Source organism: Pseudarthrobacter sulfonivorans (assembly GCF_024391045.1).
Taxonomy (GTDB): domain Bacteria; phylum Actinomycetota; class Actinomycetes; order Actinomycetales; family Micrococcaceae; genus Arthrobacter; species Arthrobacter sulfonivorans_B.
In genome coordinates, this window is record NZ_JANFCZ010000016.1 from 13,935 (window position 1) to 29,129 (window position 15,195).

Here is a 15,195-nt window from a genome sequence, read left to right on the forward strand (position 1 = left end):
GGCCGGGCAAATCGGCAGCACATGTGGGCAGAACCTCAGGGCCGGGCGAATGGGTCGACATTTGCATGGTATCTGGAGACTCGCCGCGGTACATCGTTGTGTTGGACGCCAGCCAATCTACCGTGGAACGGTGAGAAGAAAACCGATCGAACTGGCAGCCGTTGCAACCGCAGCAGTCCCCGGCCTGACACCCACCGCCGTGAGCTCCGCTGCGGACGATCCCGCCGATTTCGATTCCGCCCTGCTCCTTGATTCCGAGGGGAAGCACTGGCGCGTGAGGTCGCCGCGGCATGCGGAAGCCAGCGCCAGGCTCGAAACGGAATTCCTTGTACTCCGCGCGTTCGCACCGGCCATCCGGGCCGAGCTGCCCTTCCTCATGCCGACTGTTGCCGGCAGTGTCCGCCTCGGCAGCCTGAGCACGTTTGTGTACTCGCACCTCGGCGGCAGCACCCGCAGCGTGGAGGAACTGACCGCCGGCCCCGAAGCGCTTGCCCGCGAAATCGGAACGGCCCTGGCCGCCATCCACGATCTTCCGCACGCCCTGGTCAGCAACGCCGACCTGCCCAGCTACACCCCCAACGAGTTCCGCCAGCGGCGTCTCAATGAGCTCGATCAGGCCGCCACCACCGGCAAAATTCCCGCCTCGCTCCTGCGCCGCTGGGAACACGCCATGGAAGACGTCTCGCTCTGGCGGTTCAACCCCAGCGTTGTCCACGGCGACCTGCATGAGGACAATCTGCTGGTGGAAGGCACACGCGTCACAGCGGTGACGGGCTGGACCGATCTGCGGATCGGCGACCCCGCCGATGACTTTGCCTGGCTGGTTGCCTCCAACGAGCAGGACTTCATCGAAGCTGTTTTGGCCGGCTACACGTTCAGCCGCCGGGACGCCCCCGACCAGCACCTGCTGCGGCGGGCCGCTCTCTCCGCGGAGTTCGCTTTGGCGCAATACCTCGTCAAGGGCATCGCCGCCGGTGACGCCGGCATGGTGGCCGAGGCTGAAGGCATGCTGGAAACCCTGGCAGCCGACGTCGAGGAGTACGGTGGCCAGGCGATCAGCCTTGAGCCACTGCAGGGCCAGGCCCCTCCCGCAGCTGTTGCCTCCCCCGGGCTGCCTGCCGCGGGCGGTGTAACGGCCGACGGCGTTGCGTCACCGGTGCTGCCAGGGTCGCCTGCTCCGGCCGTTTCCGTCAGCCCGGCACCGTCCGTCACGGTTGCTGCGGTTCCCGCGGTGACGGTAAGCCCCGTTCCGGCCGTGACGGTCATTCCGGTTCCGGATACATCTGCGCCCGGGGTGCCCGGCGTCGCACCCCTCCCCGGCGCGGCGCCAGCAGATCGCGAGGCGGCGGATCAGGCGCCGGCGGATGAGGCCGCCAATGAGCCCCCTGCTGATGGGGCGTCCAACGGCAACGCAGCGGAACCCGCGGGACGTGACGTTGAGGCGCCCGCGGAGCAGTCGGCCGAAGACACCTCAACCGCGGCAATCAGCATCGTGGACGTCAGGAAGCACTAGCTCCCAGCGCCGCTGCCACAATCTGCTCCAGCTCGGCGGCGGAACCCAGGTCGTGCGGCCGTACCACCTGGTTGTCCGCCACATAGAAGAACGCAGCCCGGACTTCCTCGACCGGGACCCCTTTCAGCCTTGCCCAGGCGAGACGGTAGGCCGCGAGCTGGACGGACTTTGCCCGCAGCTGGGACGCGGAGGGCCGGCGGCCGGTCTTCCAGTCCACCAGGTCCCAGCGGCCGTCGGCATCACGGAAGACGGCGTCGATACGGCCGCGTACCACCACCTCACCGACGCGGGTTTCCACCGGGACTTCCACAAACGCGGGCGACCGGTCACTCCATTCCGAGGCCTTGAACGTCGCGACCATGGCGTCCAGGTCATAGGCGGCGTCAATATGATCATCCGAACCGGGGGCCTCACCCAGGTCCAGCATTCCGGCAGTGCCGAAGTACTCCTCCACCCATGCGTGGAATGCGGTGCCCTTCCGTGCCGACATGCCAGGCTCACGGGGAACGGGACGCCGGAGCCGGCCGACAACCCCGTCGGGATCCTCACCCAGGTCCACCAGTGTGGACGCGGAGATGTGGCCCGGCAGGTGCACGTCCTGTCCGCCTGCCCGCCTGGACCGGCGTTCCAGCAACAGGGCAGCCTCACGGGCCCACTCGGCCGCGCTGCCCCGGAGTCTCTGGCGGTTCTCCCCGGCGGAGCCGGAACCGTCACCGGAAGCATCCCCGCCGCCGGCGGCGACCAACGCCGCCCGGACACGCTCCGCGGCACGGTCCATGGCCAACCGCCTGCCGGCAACCAGTCGTCGTCGTTCGCCTGTACGGGGATCCACCGGACCTTCGAGCGGGTCATACGGCCAGGTGGCCAGTTCGGTTTCGGTGGTTAACGGGCTCTTCTCCGGCAGAGAGTCCTCCTCCACCGACAACGGGTGGACCACCGCACCGGCAGTATCGAGCATCTGTTCTGTGCCGGTGGTGAGTTGCTCCAGCTCAGCCAGGAAGGGCGACATTTCCGCGCGGCCTGCCCGGGATCCGACCCAGGCTGCGCTGGAAACCCAGAGGACGTGCTTGGCCCTGGTGTAGGCCACGTATGCCAGGCGCCGTTCTTCACCCTCTCCGTGGACCTGGACTGCCGATTTGAAATCCTTCTCGGCATCCAGCCACCCTTTTTGGTCGGGCTGATCGGTGTCCCACTGGGGCAGATCCGACCGGTCCCCGCGCAGCGGCCAGGGCAGTGCGGCCGCACCGCTGCTCCACCGGGAATCCTTGTTGCTCGGGAAGGCTCCCGCATTCAGCCCCGGGACAAAAACGACATCCCATTCGAGGCCCTTGGACGCGTGGACGGTCAGCAGTTGGACCGCCTCACGGTTGATGTCCGGCGGCGGTGCCTCCAAACCGTTCTCTTCGGCCGCGGCTGCCTCCAGCCAGGCGAGGAAAGCAAGGATGTCCACCCGTTGGGAAGTCCGCAGGAATCCCGCTGCCGCGTCCTGGAACGCGTCCAGGTTCCGGCGCGCCTGATGAATGGTGATGCCGGGCCGCGCCGCTACTTCAATGTCCAGCAGCATGGCGCGTTCCACCTCACCGAGCAGGGTGGTGAGGTCGTCGCCGAGGTATCCGCGCAACTGCCGGAGCTCTGCAGAGAGCCTGCCGAGCCGTTCACGTGCCGCACCTGTGAGTGCCCGGCCATGGGCGGAGACCCAGTCTTCGCGCGGCAGCCAGTCCAGCGCTTCGACGAGACTGGAACCGTCAGTCAGGTCGCTTTCAATGACGGCCTCGGCCTGAGTCTCCCCGGCGTCGGCCGATACAGCATCCGCATCCGCAAATGGTGCCCCGGCCCGGTGTCCGCGGCGGCGCGCGAGCTGGCTGGACCAGTCGCGGAAGGCCATCAGGTCCGCCGGGCCGATCCGCCACCGCGCCCCGGCGAGGAGGCGCATCAATGAGTCCGAACGCCCCGGATCGGCCAACACCCGCAGGGTTGCCACGAGGTCCACGATCTCCGGGGTGTCAAGCAGCCCGCCGAGCCCCACGATTTCGTACGGAATCCCGCGCGACTCGAACTCGCGGCGGATGGTCTCCATCTGGGCCCGGCGGCGGCAGAGCACCGCCAGCGCCGGCGGCACCGGCGTGCCGTCGGCTTCAATTTCGAAGTCCGTGACCCGGTACTTCTGGATGTCGGCGGCCAAAGCCGAGGCTTCCTCGACGTCAGTCCCAAAGCGGCCCAACACCACCTGGCCTTGCACGGCAAAGGGGCTGGGCTGCAGCGGAGGCACCGCCGCCGCGTCCGGGGTGGTGCCGGCCGGAGCCTTGTGCGCCTCGGCCCGGCCGAGGGCCTCGGACATGATGTTGGCCGCGGACAGAATGGCCCGGCCGTTGCGCCAGGCGGTGGTGAGATAGGACGTGGGCGCCGGCTGGTACGTTGCCGGGCCGTCGCCGATGTTGTCTCCACCGCGATCGGAATCTTGCTCCGCATCGCGGTCCAAGCGGACCGGGAATTCGCGGACAAAGTGGAACAGCTGTCCTGCGGAGGCGCCCCGGAATCCGTAGATGGACTGGTTGGGATCTCCCACCGCCGTGACCGCGTGTCCCTCACCGAAGAGCCGGGAAAAGAGCACCAGCTGGGCGTAGGACGTGTCCTGGAACTCGTCCAGGAGCACCACCTTATAGCGCTGGCGTTCCAGTTCCGCGGCCAGCGGCACCTCCCGGGACACGCGGGCAGCGAGCGCCACGAGGTCGCCGAAGTCCAGCGCCCCCCGTGCCCGCTTGGCGTCCGTGTACCGGCCAACCATATCGGCGACGCTGGCCCGTGTGCGCAACATGGCAGCGAGGTCGGCCGCGGCCTGCGGGGCGTTTTTCGCGACACCGGCAAGGTAAGGGAGCGCCTCGAATTCGCCCAGCCGCGCCATCAGCCAGGCTTCGACGTCGGCCGGCTCCTGCAGGTGCTCGGCGCACTCCCCCGCCAGTTGGATGACCGCCTTGATAAGCGTGGACTTGGCGGCCTTGAAGTGGCGATAGTCGCCGTCGAATGCTTCCACCACTTCACTGGCCAGTTGAAAGGCCTGGGCACCGCCGAGCAGCACCACGTCCCGTTCCACCCCGAGCCGCAGCCCGTAATCGGAGACGATTCCGCTCGCGAAGGAATGATACGTGGACACTTTGGGTTCAAGGGCGTCGCTGCTGAGCAGGCCTTCCGGGAACACGGCATGCCCGGTGTCCTGCGCCGCGATCCGCTGCAAAGCGGCCAGCTTGGCCCGGATCCTGGTGGCCAGCTCGCCAGCAGCCTTCCTGGTGAACGTGACACCAAGGACTTCCTCGGGCCTGACCCACCCGTTGGCGACAAGCCAGACCACGCGGTCGGCCATGGTGGCGGTCTTGCCGGAACCTGCACCGGCAATCACCAGCCGGGGGGCCAGAGGGGACGAGATAATGGGCGACTGTTCCGGCGTGGGGGTGTTCTTTTCGCCCAGGAGCGCGGACAGCTGTTCCGGGGTGAAGAGGGGCTCGGGAGATCGCTGCCGGCTCATTCGGTGACCTGCTTTCCGCGGACGCAGAGCGGACAGACTTCCGGGAGCCGGCAGCCGTGCCCGCCGTGGCTGCCCTTCGACGGATCATGCCTTGCTTCGAAGCTGTTCCCGGACATCAGTACGGCCGCCTCAGAAACCATGTCCAACGCCCAGTTCTCCTGCGGATCCAGCGGTTCCTGCTGCTGAATTCCGGGGCTCTTGGTGGTGGTGCCCAACTGGGCCAGCACCGCCCCGCCCGGAACGGCTGCTCCCGAATCGGGGGGACCGGCCATACCCGGTGCGGCCGCGAAACCGCCGGCAAGAATGGCTGCCTGGTAGGCCCCCAGCTGTGGATGGCGGGACACCTCTGCTTTGCCGGGTTGCCGCTTTCCGGTCTTAAGGTCCACAACCACCAGCCTTCCCTCATTGTCGACCTCCAGGCGGTCCACTTGGCCGCGGAGGACCGCGGCCCGCGACCCGCTGATACCTGCCTGTGGGTCGGGGCCGGCCGGGTCCGGGCCGGCAGTCTCGGGGCCGCCGGCGAGGCTGTGGCCATCCCCGCTGTCCGACTGGAGCGGCGGAAGGTCCGGCAGCCGAACCTCGAAGTCCTGTTCGACGCCCAAGAGGCTCCGGCCCTCGCTGCGCATGACCAGAACGTACTGGGCGAGCTTGCGGACCATGGTTTCTGCCCTCTGGAAGTCGAGTTTGCCCTCCCAGTTGTCCTTCATGCCCAGCGTGGGCCACCGGCGCAACAGTTCTTCGACGTACTGCCCTCCGGACGCCTCCGGCATGTCCTGCGCGATCGCGTGGACCAGGGTTCCCAGGCTACGGGCGAAATCGGTGGCGGCTTCGCCTCCGGCGGCCTGCACAAACCAGTCGAGCGGGGACTTCTGCACCGACTCGACCTTCGACGGCGAGACGTATACCGTCCCGCCGGGCGGGACCACCGGCTCCGACGTGCTCAGCGGCAACAAACCCCACCAGCTGTCCGGGTGGGCGCCGGGCACGGGCGGTTCCGCGGTTGCCAGTCCGGCGAGGACCCTGGCAGCCTCCGCGGCCTCCGGCTCAAACCTTCCTTCCAGCTGGGCATACTGGCGCAACTCGGCAACCAATGCCCTTAGCGTCATGGGCCGCTCCACCTGCGTGAATCCCCTGCCCTCCCGGCCCGGTTCGAGGGGCGCCACGTAGTCCAGGAAGGACGAGGGCTGATCGTCCTCAGAGGAGACCGCCGTGCAGATCAGGAGCTGCCCGGCCCGCGAAACCGCGGTGGAAAAGCTCCTCAGTTCGTCGTAGCGGATTTCCCGCAGCCGGCTCAGCGGATCCAACTGCAGGGCGTAACTGACCCCGTGTTCCACTGCGTCAGCGAACAGGCTGCTGCCCAGCAGCTCGCCGCGAAGCCTGGTGTTGGGCCAGACGCCCTCCTGCAGCCCCGCCACGATGACCACCGGCCATTGGCGTCCCGCCGCACTGGCAGGGGTCATCAGTTCGACGGCGTCGTCCACTTGTGCCCGTGCGGCGAGCGTGTCCATGGGCAGCTCTTGGTTCAGCAGGTATTCGAGGAACTGCTCGGGGCCGGCGCCGGGCATCTGGTCCACATAGCGCTCTGCTGTGTGGAACAGGGCCATCATGGCGTCCAGGTCGCGGTCTGCCCGTGCGCCGTGGGAGCCGCCGGACAGGGCGGATTCCGTCCAGGAGTTGGCCAGCCCGGTGGAGTGCCAAAGAGCCCAGAGGACAGACTCGGCATTGGCTCCGGGACGGGATGCAGCGGTTTGCCCCGCCTGGATCATGCGGGCCGTCCGGCGCGCGGACCTGCCCTCCACACCCAGGGTCAGCAGCGCCCCCGGTTCCAGCAGGGCCTCGACCAGCAGGGCGTCACTGGTCCGCCCGCCGCCGCCCTGCAGTTCCTCGCGCCGGAGGGATTGCCGGAGCCGGCGCAGTTCGATCGAGGTGGCGCCCCCGATCCGGGAGGTCAGCAGCGCGACCGCCGCTTCCGGAGTCAGCAGGGAGGGGTCCAGTGCGATGGCATAGGCGTCGAGCAGCGGGCGCACCGCCACTTCGTCGCGTACCGCGGACTCGGCCACCGGCACGCGGACCGGGATACCCTGCCCCGACAGGTACCGCTGCAGCTCGCTGAGCTGGCCGCCGTTTCGCACGATCACGGCAACCTCGGCGAGGTCCCGGCCATGGTTAACGTGCTGGTCCAGGATGCGCTGGGCGACATAGCGCAGCTCGTGCACGGGGGACGGGACGAGGTGCGCTTCCACTGTTCCCGTGGGCGCTCCGTGGGAGTCGTCGACGGCAGTCCCTGCGCCCGCAGAGACTGCCGCGGGTGCGGGCTGCTCAAGCCGCCGGGCCAGCTGCCCTCCGGCGCGTTGTGAGATCCGGGCGGCTACGCCGAGCCACGCCTGGGCGATGGCGGGCGCGTGCCGGTGGGTGTGCCACAACGGGCGCTCGAGGACGCCGGACCCGGCTGCCAGCAGCCGCGGAAGGTCGGCCACAAGATCCGGCCTGGCCCCGCGGAAGCCCTGCACCACAGTGTCCGGGGAGAAGGCGACGTAGCAGTCCTTTCCCGCGGCAATGTCCGCAAGCAGTTCGTAGACGGCGGGGTTCGCTTCCTGGACGTCGTCCACCAGCACCAACTGCAGCCTTTCGCGTTCAGCGGCGAGGAAGCCGGGCTCGTCCTGGAAGATCTGCCGTGCGGTGGTGATGATGCCGGCGGGGTCGAACGCCTCGGGCATGCGCAGGTCCAGGACATCCCGGTACTCGGAGTATAGGGATGCGGCCGCGACCCAGTCCGGCCGGCCGCATTGGCGCCCGAGGTCCGCGAGGTCGGCTGCTGTGCGGCCGGATTCGATGATGCGGTCAAAAAGCAGGCGGACCTCGTGCCGGAAACCGCGGGTCTCCAGGGCGGCCTCCAGGTCCGGCGGCCAGGGCAGGTCCAGCCCGGGCAGTCGGTGGCCCTCCAGCAGTTCCCGGATGATCAGGTCCTGTTCCGGGCCGGACAGGAGCCTCGGTGCCCGCGGGAGCGGAAGGATTCCTTCGGCTTTCGCCCGGCGGATCAGGTCAAAAGCATAGGAAGCCCAGGTCCGTGCGGGTGTGGTGCTCAGGCTGCGGTCCAGCCGTGCGGTAAACCGGTCCCGGAGCGAGTCTGCCGCCAGGCGTCCCGGGGCCAGGATCAGGATCCTTTCCGGATCCACGCCGTCCTGCAGCGCACGGCGGACGGCAGCTTCGATCAGGACCGTGGATTTGCCGGTTCCCGGGGCGCCGGGCACCAGCACGGGTCCGGAGCCATGCGGCACCTCCACTGCCTCCCGCTGGTCCGTCGAAAGCACGGGAACTTCCGCGTGGACCTGGCGCGGCGGGAGCAGCCTGAGGCCCGTTCCGCCGGATTCTCCATATGCGGAAGCCGGGCTGTCCGCTGCACCGGAGTGCTCGGCGGGATCAAGATCGGGAATTGTTAGGGTCACACAGACATTCCATCATCAGCCACTGACAATCTGTGCAGCCGCAGCTCGAGGCGCTCGGCGATCACGTCGATCCGGTCGAAATCGTCCTCGCCCGGTGACCAGCGTGCTGCGGTCAGGTCAACACGCCAGCGGCCTTCGCCGGTGCGGAGAAATTCCTCTGGACGGCCAAGCAGCGGAGTCCCCTCCTGGAGGTATTGCCGGAGGGCTTCGGTTTCGTGGCCGTCGGGACCGTGCCCGCTGGATTTGAGGATGCGCCACCAGGGGACGGAACTGCCGTAGTGGCTCATGACCCGGCCAACCTGCCGGGGACCGCCGGAGCCCAGGAGTTCGGCAACGTCACCGTAGGCCAGAGCCGTGCCGGGTGGAACCAGCTCAACTACGGCCAGCACCGCCTCAACGTACTCAATCCGCATGGATCCAGACTAGCCGCAGTGGCGTTGCCGGATCCTGTCGGTGCCTGCCGGTAGCGTTGTACCATGACCACCTGGAACACCCTCCCCCGCGCCGCCTTCGACCTCGAAACCACTGGCCGCAACTCACGTGCGGCCCGCATCGTCACGGCTTCGGTCACGGTGGTGGACCACAAGGGGGACGTGATCAAGGAGCACGAGTGGCTGGCAGACCCGGGCGTGGAGATACCCGCCGAGGCGAGTGAGGTCCACGGCATTACCACGGAGAAGGCACGCAGCGAGGGCCGCCCCGCGCACGAGGTCACCGGCGAACTCGCCACCGTTCTGCAGGAACTGTTCGACGCCGGCGTCCCCGTCATTGCCTTTAACGCCAGTTACGATTTCACCGTCCTGGCCGCGGAATCCGCCCGCTACGGCGTGCGGCAGCTCACCCGGTTCCCGGTCCTGGACCCGTACATTATGAACAAGCAGGTTGACCGCTACCGCAAGGGCAAACGCACGCTCACCGCGCTTTGCGAGGAGTACGGAATCAACCTGGACAACGCCCACACCTCGGCTGCGGACGCCCTGGCCACGCTTCGGATGCTGGACGCCATGGCCATCAAGTTCCCCAAGCTGAAGATGCCGGCCAGCCAGCTTCACGAACTCCAGAAGGACTGGGCCGTGAGCCAGGCAGCCGACTTCCAGAATTACTTGCGCAAAACCAAGCCCACCGCCGTCATCGAAGGTGAATGGCCCGTCCTGCCGCCGGAGGACGCCAGCCGCGGCGACTTCTAGCGAGACCTAACTCACTTTCCCCCGGGGGCCGCTGAGCAGCCGCCCCCGAATTTCCTGATTCGGCACCGTCAACAACTACCGTTCACCGAACGTTAAGCCAATGCGAAGAGCCGCCGGAAATTCGGCATATTACGCATAATTCCATGCCATTGTTCGAGGGAATTGTCGGAAGGCCGGTAATGAGATGATTAAGTTCTGCGGTAAACCCGTCCCGGCCGGCCGGCAGTCTGGGAGCAAGGCTCCAGACGCCCCCCGCGCAGCCATTTCGGCCCGGTTGAACTTATGACTCAGATGAAAGTGACTAGCTCATGAAGACTAAAGCCATGAAGTGGCTCACCAGCGTTCCAGTGGCCCTCGCCCTGGCCGTTTCGCTGGCCGCCTGCGGCTCGGGCACAGCCCAGCCCAGCGGTACCCCCACTGACGCCCTGGCAGGCAGCGACCAGCAGACGCTGGACAAGTACACCACCGCCGACGTCACGCCGCTGGACAAGATCGACAAGACCAAGCTCGGCCTCATCACCGACGGCACCCTCCGTGTTGGCACGCTTTCGGACGCGCCTCCCAACATCTTCATTGATCCGTCCGGCAAGTTCACCGGCTATGACAACGAGCTCCTGCGGGCCATTGGCGACAAGCTTGGACTCAAGGTCGAATTCGCCTCCACGGACTTCTCCGCGCTGCTCTCGCAGGTCAAGAACAAACAGTTCGACGTCGGATCCTCATCGATCTCCACCACGGACAAGCGCCGCGAGACTGTTGGCTTCACCAACGGCTACGACTTCGGCTACATGGCCGTGGTCACCAAGAGCGATGCCAAGGTCAAGGGTTTCGCTGACCTCAAAGATGGCGTCCGCATCGGCGTTGTCCAGGGCACCGTGCAGGACGACTACGTCACCAACACGCTCAAGCTCGAGCCGGTTCGCTTCCCGGACTACAACACTGTGTACGCCAACGTGAAGAGCGGCCAGGTGGACGCCTGGGTGGCGCCCTCGCAGCAGGCCACCGGCCAGGTCAAGGACGGCGACAACACCAAGATCGCCGAAAAGGTCGTCAACACGCAGAACTTCACCGCGTATGCCGTCAACAAGGACAACCAGCCGCTGATGGATGCCCTGAACGCCGGCCTCGACGCCGTGATCGCTGACGGTACCTGGACCAAGCTCACGGCCCAGTGGTACACGGACCGGCCGACGCCTGCCGAGCAGACACCGCAGGGCTGGAAGCCGGGCAGCAAGGCCGTCCAGGTTCCCGCCAAGTAAGCCGGCGCGTTCCGTGGATATCCTCAAACTGCTCTCTGATACCTTCCTGGATTGGAAGGCGATCGGCGAAGTCCTGCCCAAGATGTTTGCCGTCGGGCTGCCGAACACGCTGGTTTTGGCCGTCACCTCGGGCGTCATCGGGACTGTACTCGGCATGGTGCTTGCCCTCATGGGGATCTCCCGGAACGCCGCCGCCCGCTGGATTGCGCGCATCTACACCGATGTCCTGCGTGGACTGCCGCCCATCCTGACCATCCTGGTGATCGGGCTGGGCTTCGGACCGATCTTCCGTCAGGTCACCGGATCCAGCAGCCCGTATCCGATGGCCATCGCGGCCCTGTCGCTGATGTCGGCCGCCTACATCGGCGAGATTTTCCGCTCCGGCATCCAGAGTGTGGACAAGGGACAGCTCGAGGCCAGCCGCGCGCTGGGCTTCGGCTACGGCCCCGCCATGCGCCTGGTGGTCGTACCCCAGGGTGTTCGCCGGGTGCTTCCCGCCCTGGTCAATCAGTTCATTGCCCTGATCAAGGAATCCTCGCTGGTCTTCATGCTTGGCCTTCTCGCCGCGGAACGCGAAATCTTCCAGATCGGCAAGGACGCGGCGTCCAACAGCGGAAATCTTTCCCCCTATGTTGCCGCTGCTGTTTTCTACCTGGCGCTTACTGTTCCGTTGACGCATGTCGTGAACTGGATTGACCGCAGGCTGCGCTCCGGACGGCCGGAGAAGAAGGAACCGGACGAGGCAGCCGCCGTCGTCGGAAAGGGAGCCCAAGCATGAGCGAATTCGCTTCCGGAACATTGACGGCGAAGAACATCCATCTGGCGTTCGGGTCGAACCAGGTCCTGCGCGGCATCGACCTGCACGTCGAGAAGGGAACCACGGCTTCGGTCATCGGCCCCTCGGGCTCGGGAAAGTCAACGCTCCTTCGGGTGATGAACCGGCTCATCGAACCGGATCAGGGCGACATCCTGCTGGACGGCCGTTCGGTGCTGAAGGACAACCCGGATGAACTGCGGCGGCGGATCGGCATGGTATTCCAGCAGTTCAACCTCTTCCCGCACAAGACCGTGGTGGAGAACGTCTCCCTGGCGCTGCGGAAGCTGCGCGGTATGCCCAAGGACCAGGCCCGGGAAGAAGCGCTCGGCCAACTGGACCTGGTGGGCCTCAAGCACAAGGCCGATGTGCGTCCGGCGAACCTGTCCGGTGGCCAGATGCAGCGCGTGGCCATCGCCCGCGCGCTGGCCATGAAGCCCGAGGTGATGTTCTTCGACGAGGCCACCTCTGCTCTGGACCCTGAGCTGGTCAAGGGCGTCCTGGCGCTCATGACCGATCTCGCCAAGGGCGGCATGACCATGGTGGTGGTGACCCATGAGATGGGCTTCTCCCGCAACGTTTCAGACACTGTGACGTTCATGGATGCGGGCGTCGTGGTGGAGTCCGGCCCGCCGGAGCAGCTGTTCACGGCTCCCCGGACCGACCGCCTGAGAGGCTTCCTCTCCGACGTCCTCTAGCCCGACGCAGAAAATCCCCGCTTCCCGGACATTTCCCCCTCGCAATACGAGGGGATTTGTCCGGGAGGCGGGGATTTTCGGTTAAGCCAGTCAGTCAAGCCAGCAAGCAGCGCACGACGGCGGCACCCGCCGTCGTGCCGGAAGCTAGGCTGTGCCGGAGCTAGGCTTTGCCGGGGCTAGGCTTTCGCCGCGGCTGCGGCTTTTGCGGCGGCGGGGAGCGCGTCGAAGATCCGGTTCATGGCGGCGTCGTCGTGGGCTGCGGACAGGAACCAGGCTTCGAAGACGGAGGGCGGCAGGTACACCCCGGAGTCCAGCATGGAGTGGAAGAAGGGTGCGTACCGGAAGGTTTCCTGGGCCTGGGCATCGGCGTAGTTGTGCACGCCGTTTGCCGAGGTCCCGAAGGCCACGGAGAACAGGTTTCCGGCGAACTGGATGGAGTGGTCAACGCCTGCTCCGTCCAGCGCCTCGGACAAAGCCGAGGACAGCTCCAGCGAACGGGCGTCCACGAACTCGTAGACGCCGCGGGTGGCGTGCGTCAGTGTGGCGACGCCGGCTGCCATGGCCACGGGGTTCCCGGAAAGGGTGCCGGCCTGGTAGACCGGGCCAAGCGGTGCGAGGTAGTCCATCACGTCCGCACGGCCGGCGAGGGCCGCCGTCGGCATTCCCCCGCCGATGACCTTGCCGAAGGTAAGAAGGTCCGGGGTCCACGGCTCGGCCGCATCCGCGGCACCGCCGGTCAGGCCCCAATATCCTGAGTAGCCGGTGCGGAAGCCGGTCAGGACCTCGTCGACGATCAGCAGGGCGCCGTGCTCGCGGGTGATGCGCGACAGCCCGAGGTTGAAGCCCTCCCCCGGGGTGACAACGCCCATGTTGGCCGGAGCGGCCTCGGTGATGACGGCCGCAATGTTGGGCCCGTGGGCGGCGAAGGCGGCCTCCACGGCGGCGAGGTCGTTGTAGGGCAGGACGAGTGTCTCGGCCGCGGTGGCCGCGGTGACGCCGGCCGAACCGGGCAGTGCCAGGGTGGCTACACCGGAGCCGGCGGCGGCCAGCAGGCCGTCGAGGTGGCCGTGGTAGCAGCCGGCAAACTTGATGATCAGGTTCCGGCCCGTGAAGCCGCGCGCCAGGCGGACCGCCGTCATGGTGGCCTCGGTGCCCGTTGAAACCATCCGGACCCGTTCCGCAGCAGGCACACGTTCCTGGACGATGGCCGCAAGGTTCGCTTCGTCAGGGGTCGAGGCGCCGAAGGACAGGCCCCGGTCCACGGCCGCATGGACGGCCTCGAGCACTGCCGGGTGGGCGTGGCCCAGGAGGGCCGGGCCCCAGGAGCAGACCAGGTCCACGTACTCGGTGCCGTCGGCGTCCGTGAGGTAGGGCCCCTTGGCGGACACCATGAACCGCGGCGTCCCGCCTACTGATCCAAAAGCGCGGACGGGCGAGTTGACGCCGCCGGGCATCAGGGTCTGGGCACGGGCGAAGAGGGCATCGGAACGAGTCATGCCCCTATTCTCCCATCCCGCCCGCACCCACCGGAGCCCACGCCACGCGCGGGCCCCGGTTCCAGGTTCGGGTTCAGCCTCGGGTCCGGCTTCAGCTTCGAAAACAAGCCTTAGCTGCCAGCGAGCATGTCCGCGACGCGCGGGGCCACCTTCGTGCCGAAGAGTTCGATCGAGTGCATCATTTGGGCGTGGGGCAATGTGCCGCTGCTGTACTTCATCTCGAAGCGGTCCGCGCCGAGCGTAGCCTTGAGCCGGACCACCTTCGCGGCCACTGTTTCCGGAGAGCCGATAAACAAGGCACCGTCTTCGTCGGCAGCGGCTTCGAACTCGCCGCGTCCGGCCGGGCCCCAGCCGCGTTCCGCGCCAATCCTGTTCCTGCTGGCGAGCCAGTGCGGGTAGTACTCCTCAAGGGCCTGCTCGTCGGTGTCCGCCACGTACCCGGGCGAGTGCACGGAGAGCGCCTGCGGTTCCTTGCCGGTCTCGGCCAGGGTGCGCCGGAACAGGTCGGCATAGGGACGGAAGCGCTCCGGTTCGCCGCCGATGATCGCCAGCACCAACGGGTAGCCGTAGGAGGCTGTGCGGACCACGGACTGAGGAGAGCCGCCCACGCCGATCCAGGTGGGCAGCAGCCTGCCTTCCACGTGGGGGTAGACCATCTGGCCGTGGAGGCTTGCCCGGGTGCGGCCGTCCCAGTTCACCGGGTTCTGCGAGCGGACCCGGTCGTAAAGATCCAGTTTCTCCTCGAACAGCATGTCGTAATCGGCAAGATCCTGGCCGAACAGCGGGAAGGATTCCGTGAAGGAACCCCGGCCCAGGATCACTTCGGCACGGCCGTTGGAGACGGCGTCGAGCGTGGCGAAGCGCTGGAACACGCGGATGGGATCGTCCGAGCTCAGGACCGTCACGGCGCTGCCCAGCCGGATGTTTTCCGTGGCCGTGGCGATGGCGGCCAGCACCACGTCCGGCGCGCTGACGGCAAAGTCCTTGCGGTGGTGCTCCCCCACACCAAAGGAGTGGAGGCCGACGGCGTCTGCCACCTTGGCCTGTTCCACCACCTGCCGCAGCACCTGGGCGTGGTGCTTGGGGGTGCCGTCGGCGGTGAGGTCCACGTCGCCGAAGGTGCTGACACCAAGCAACATGGTGTCTCCCCCTACGGGGGCGGTGGGGTTGGCCTGGGTAGAAGGACTGGTTCCGGAAGCTGCGCTGTTTTCATGCATACGCATTCAAACGTGCGGGCTGCCGGAATCATTCCCGCGCCGGGA

General features: G+C 67.2%; 10 protein-coding genes. 5 read left to right on the forward strand and 5 right to left on the reverse strand.

Features of this window, described 5'->3' with window-relative positions; translation table 11 throughout:
* Nucleotides 1-130: 130 nt before the first annotated feature.
* Nucleotides 131-1,513, forward strand: coding sequence for a macrolide 2'-phosphotransferase (locus NQJ30_RS11705; RefSeq protein WP_255770092.1), 1,383 nt, complete (start codon nt 131-133; stop codon nt 1,511-1,513).
* On the opposite strand, the gene NQJ30_RS11710 is transcribed toward NQJ30_RS11705, so the two are convergent.
* From NQJ30_RS11710 to NQJ30_RS11720, 3 genes are all read right to left on the reverse strand, one after another.
* Nucleotides 1,500-5,033: an ATP-dependent helicase gene (locus NQJ30_RS11710; protein WP_255770093.1), complete on the reverse strand. Its 3,534-nt coding sequence runs from the start codon at nt 5,031-5,033 to the stop codon at nt 1,500-1,502. The two genes, NQJ30_RS11705 and NQJ30_RS11710, sit on opposite strands and share 14 nt — an antisense overlap.
* Entirely contained in the window at nt 5,030-8,380 is a 3,351-nt protein-coding gene (locus tag NQJ30_RS11715; protein WP_255770160.1) for an ATP-dependent helicase, read from the reverse strand. Before NQJ30_RS11715 ends, NQJ30_RS11710 begins: the two co-directional genes overlap by 4 nt.
* Before the next feature lie 95 nt (nt 8,381-8,475).
* Nucleotides 8,476-8,892, reverse strand: a complete 417-nt coding sequence (locus tag NQJ30_RS11720) for an MGMT family protein (protein ID WP_255770094.1) — start codon at nt 8,890-8,892, stop codon at nt 8,476-8,478.
* A gap of 63 nt (nt 8,893-8,955) precedes the next feature.
* Here NQJ30_RS11720 and NQJ30_RS11725 point away from each other — a divergent pair, with 63 nt between their 5' ends.
* From NQJ30_RS11725 to NQJ30_RS11740, 4 genes are all read left to right on the forward strand, one after another.
* On the forward strand, nt 8,956-9,666 hold the full coding sequence (locus tag NQJ30_RS11725; RefSeq protein WP_255770095.1) for a 3'-5' exonuclease: 711 nt from the start codon (nt 8,956-8,958) through the stop codon (nt 9,664-9,666).
* 308 nt (nt 9,667-9,974) lie between these two features.
* Nucleotides 9,975-10,925 carry an ABC transporter substrate-binding protein gene (locus NQJ30_RS11730; RefSeq protein WP_255770096.1) on the forward strand — a complete coding sequence of 317 codons (951 nt, stop codon included), beginning with the start codon at nt 9,975-9,977 and terminating at the stop codon, nt 10,923-10,925.
* Between the two features lie 13 nt (nt 10,926-10,938).
* Nucleotides 10,939-11,703, forward strand: coding sequence for an amino acid ABC transporter permease (locus NQJ30_RS11735; protein WP_255770097.1), 765 nt, complete (start codon nt 10,939-10,941; stop codon nt 11,701-11,703).
* Nucleotides 11,700-12,437, forward strand: a complete 738-nt coding sequence (locus tag NQJ30_RS11740) for an amino acid ABC transporter ATP-binding protein (protein WP_255770098.1) — start codon at nt 11,700-11,702, stop codon at nt 12,435-12,437. Before NQJ30_RS11735 ends, NQJ30_RS11740 begins: the two co-directional genes overlap by 4 nt.
* Before the next feature lie 176 nt (nt 12,438-12,613).
* Here the strand turns inward: NQJ30_RS11740 and hemL are convergent, their stop codons facing one another.
* Together hemL and NQJ30_RS11750 are read right to left on the reverse strand one after the other, a co-directional pair.
* Nucleotides 12,614-13,933 carry a glutamate-1-semialdehyde 2,1-aminomutase gene (gene hemL, locus NQJ30_RS11745; RefSeq protein WP_255770099.1) on the reverse strand — a complete coding sequence of 440 codons (1,320 nt, stop codon included), beginning with the start codon at nt 13,931-13,933 and terminating at the stop codon, nt 12,614-12,616.
* Nucleotides 13,934-14,043: 110 nt separating this feature from the next.
* Complete coding sequence (locus NQJ30_RS11750; protein WP_308215212.1) at nt 14,044-15,072, reverse strand: LLM class flavin-dependent oxidoreductase; 1,029 nt, start codon at nt 15,070-15,072, stop codon at nt 14,044-14,046.
* Nucleotides 15,073-15,195 lie beyond the last annotated feature (123 nt).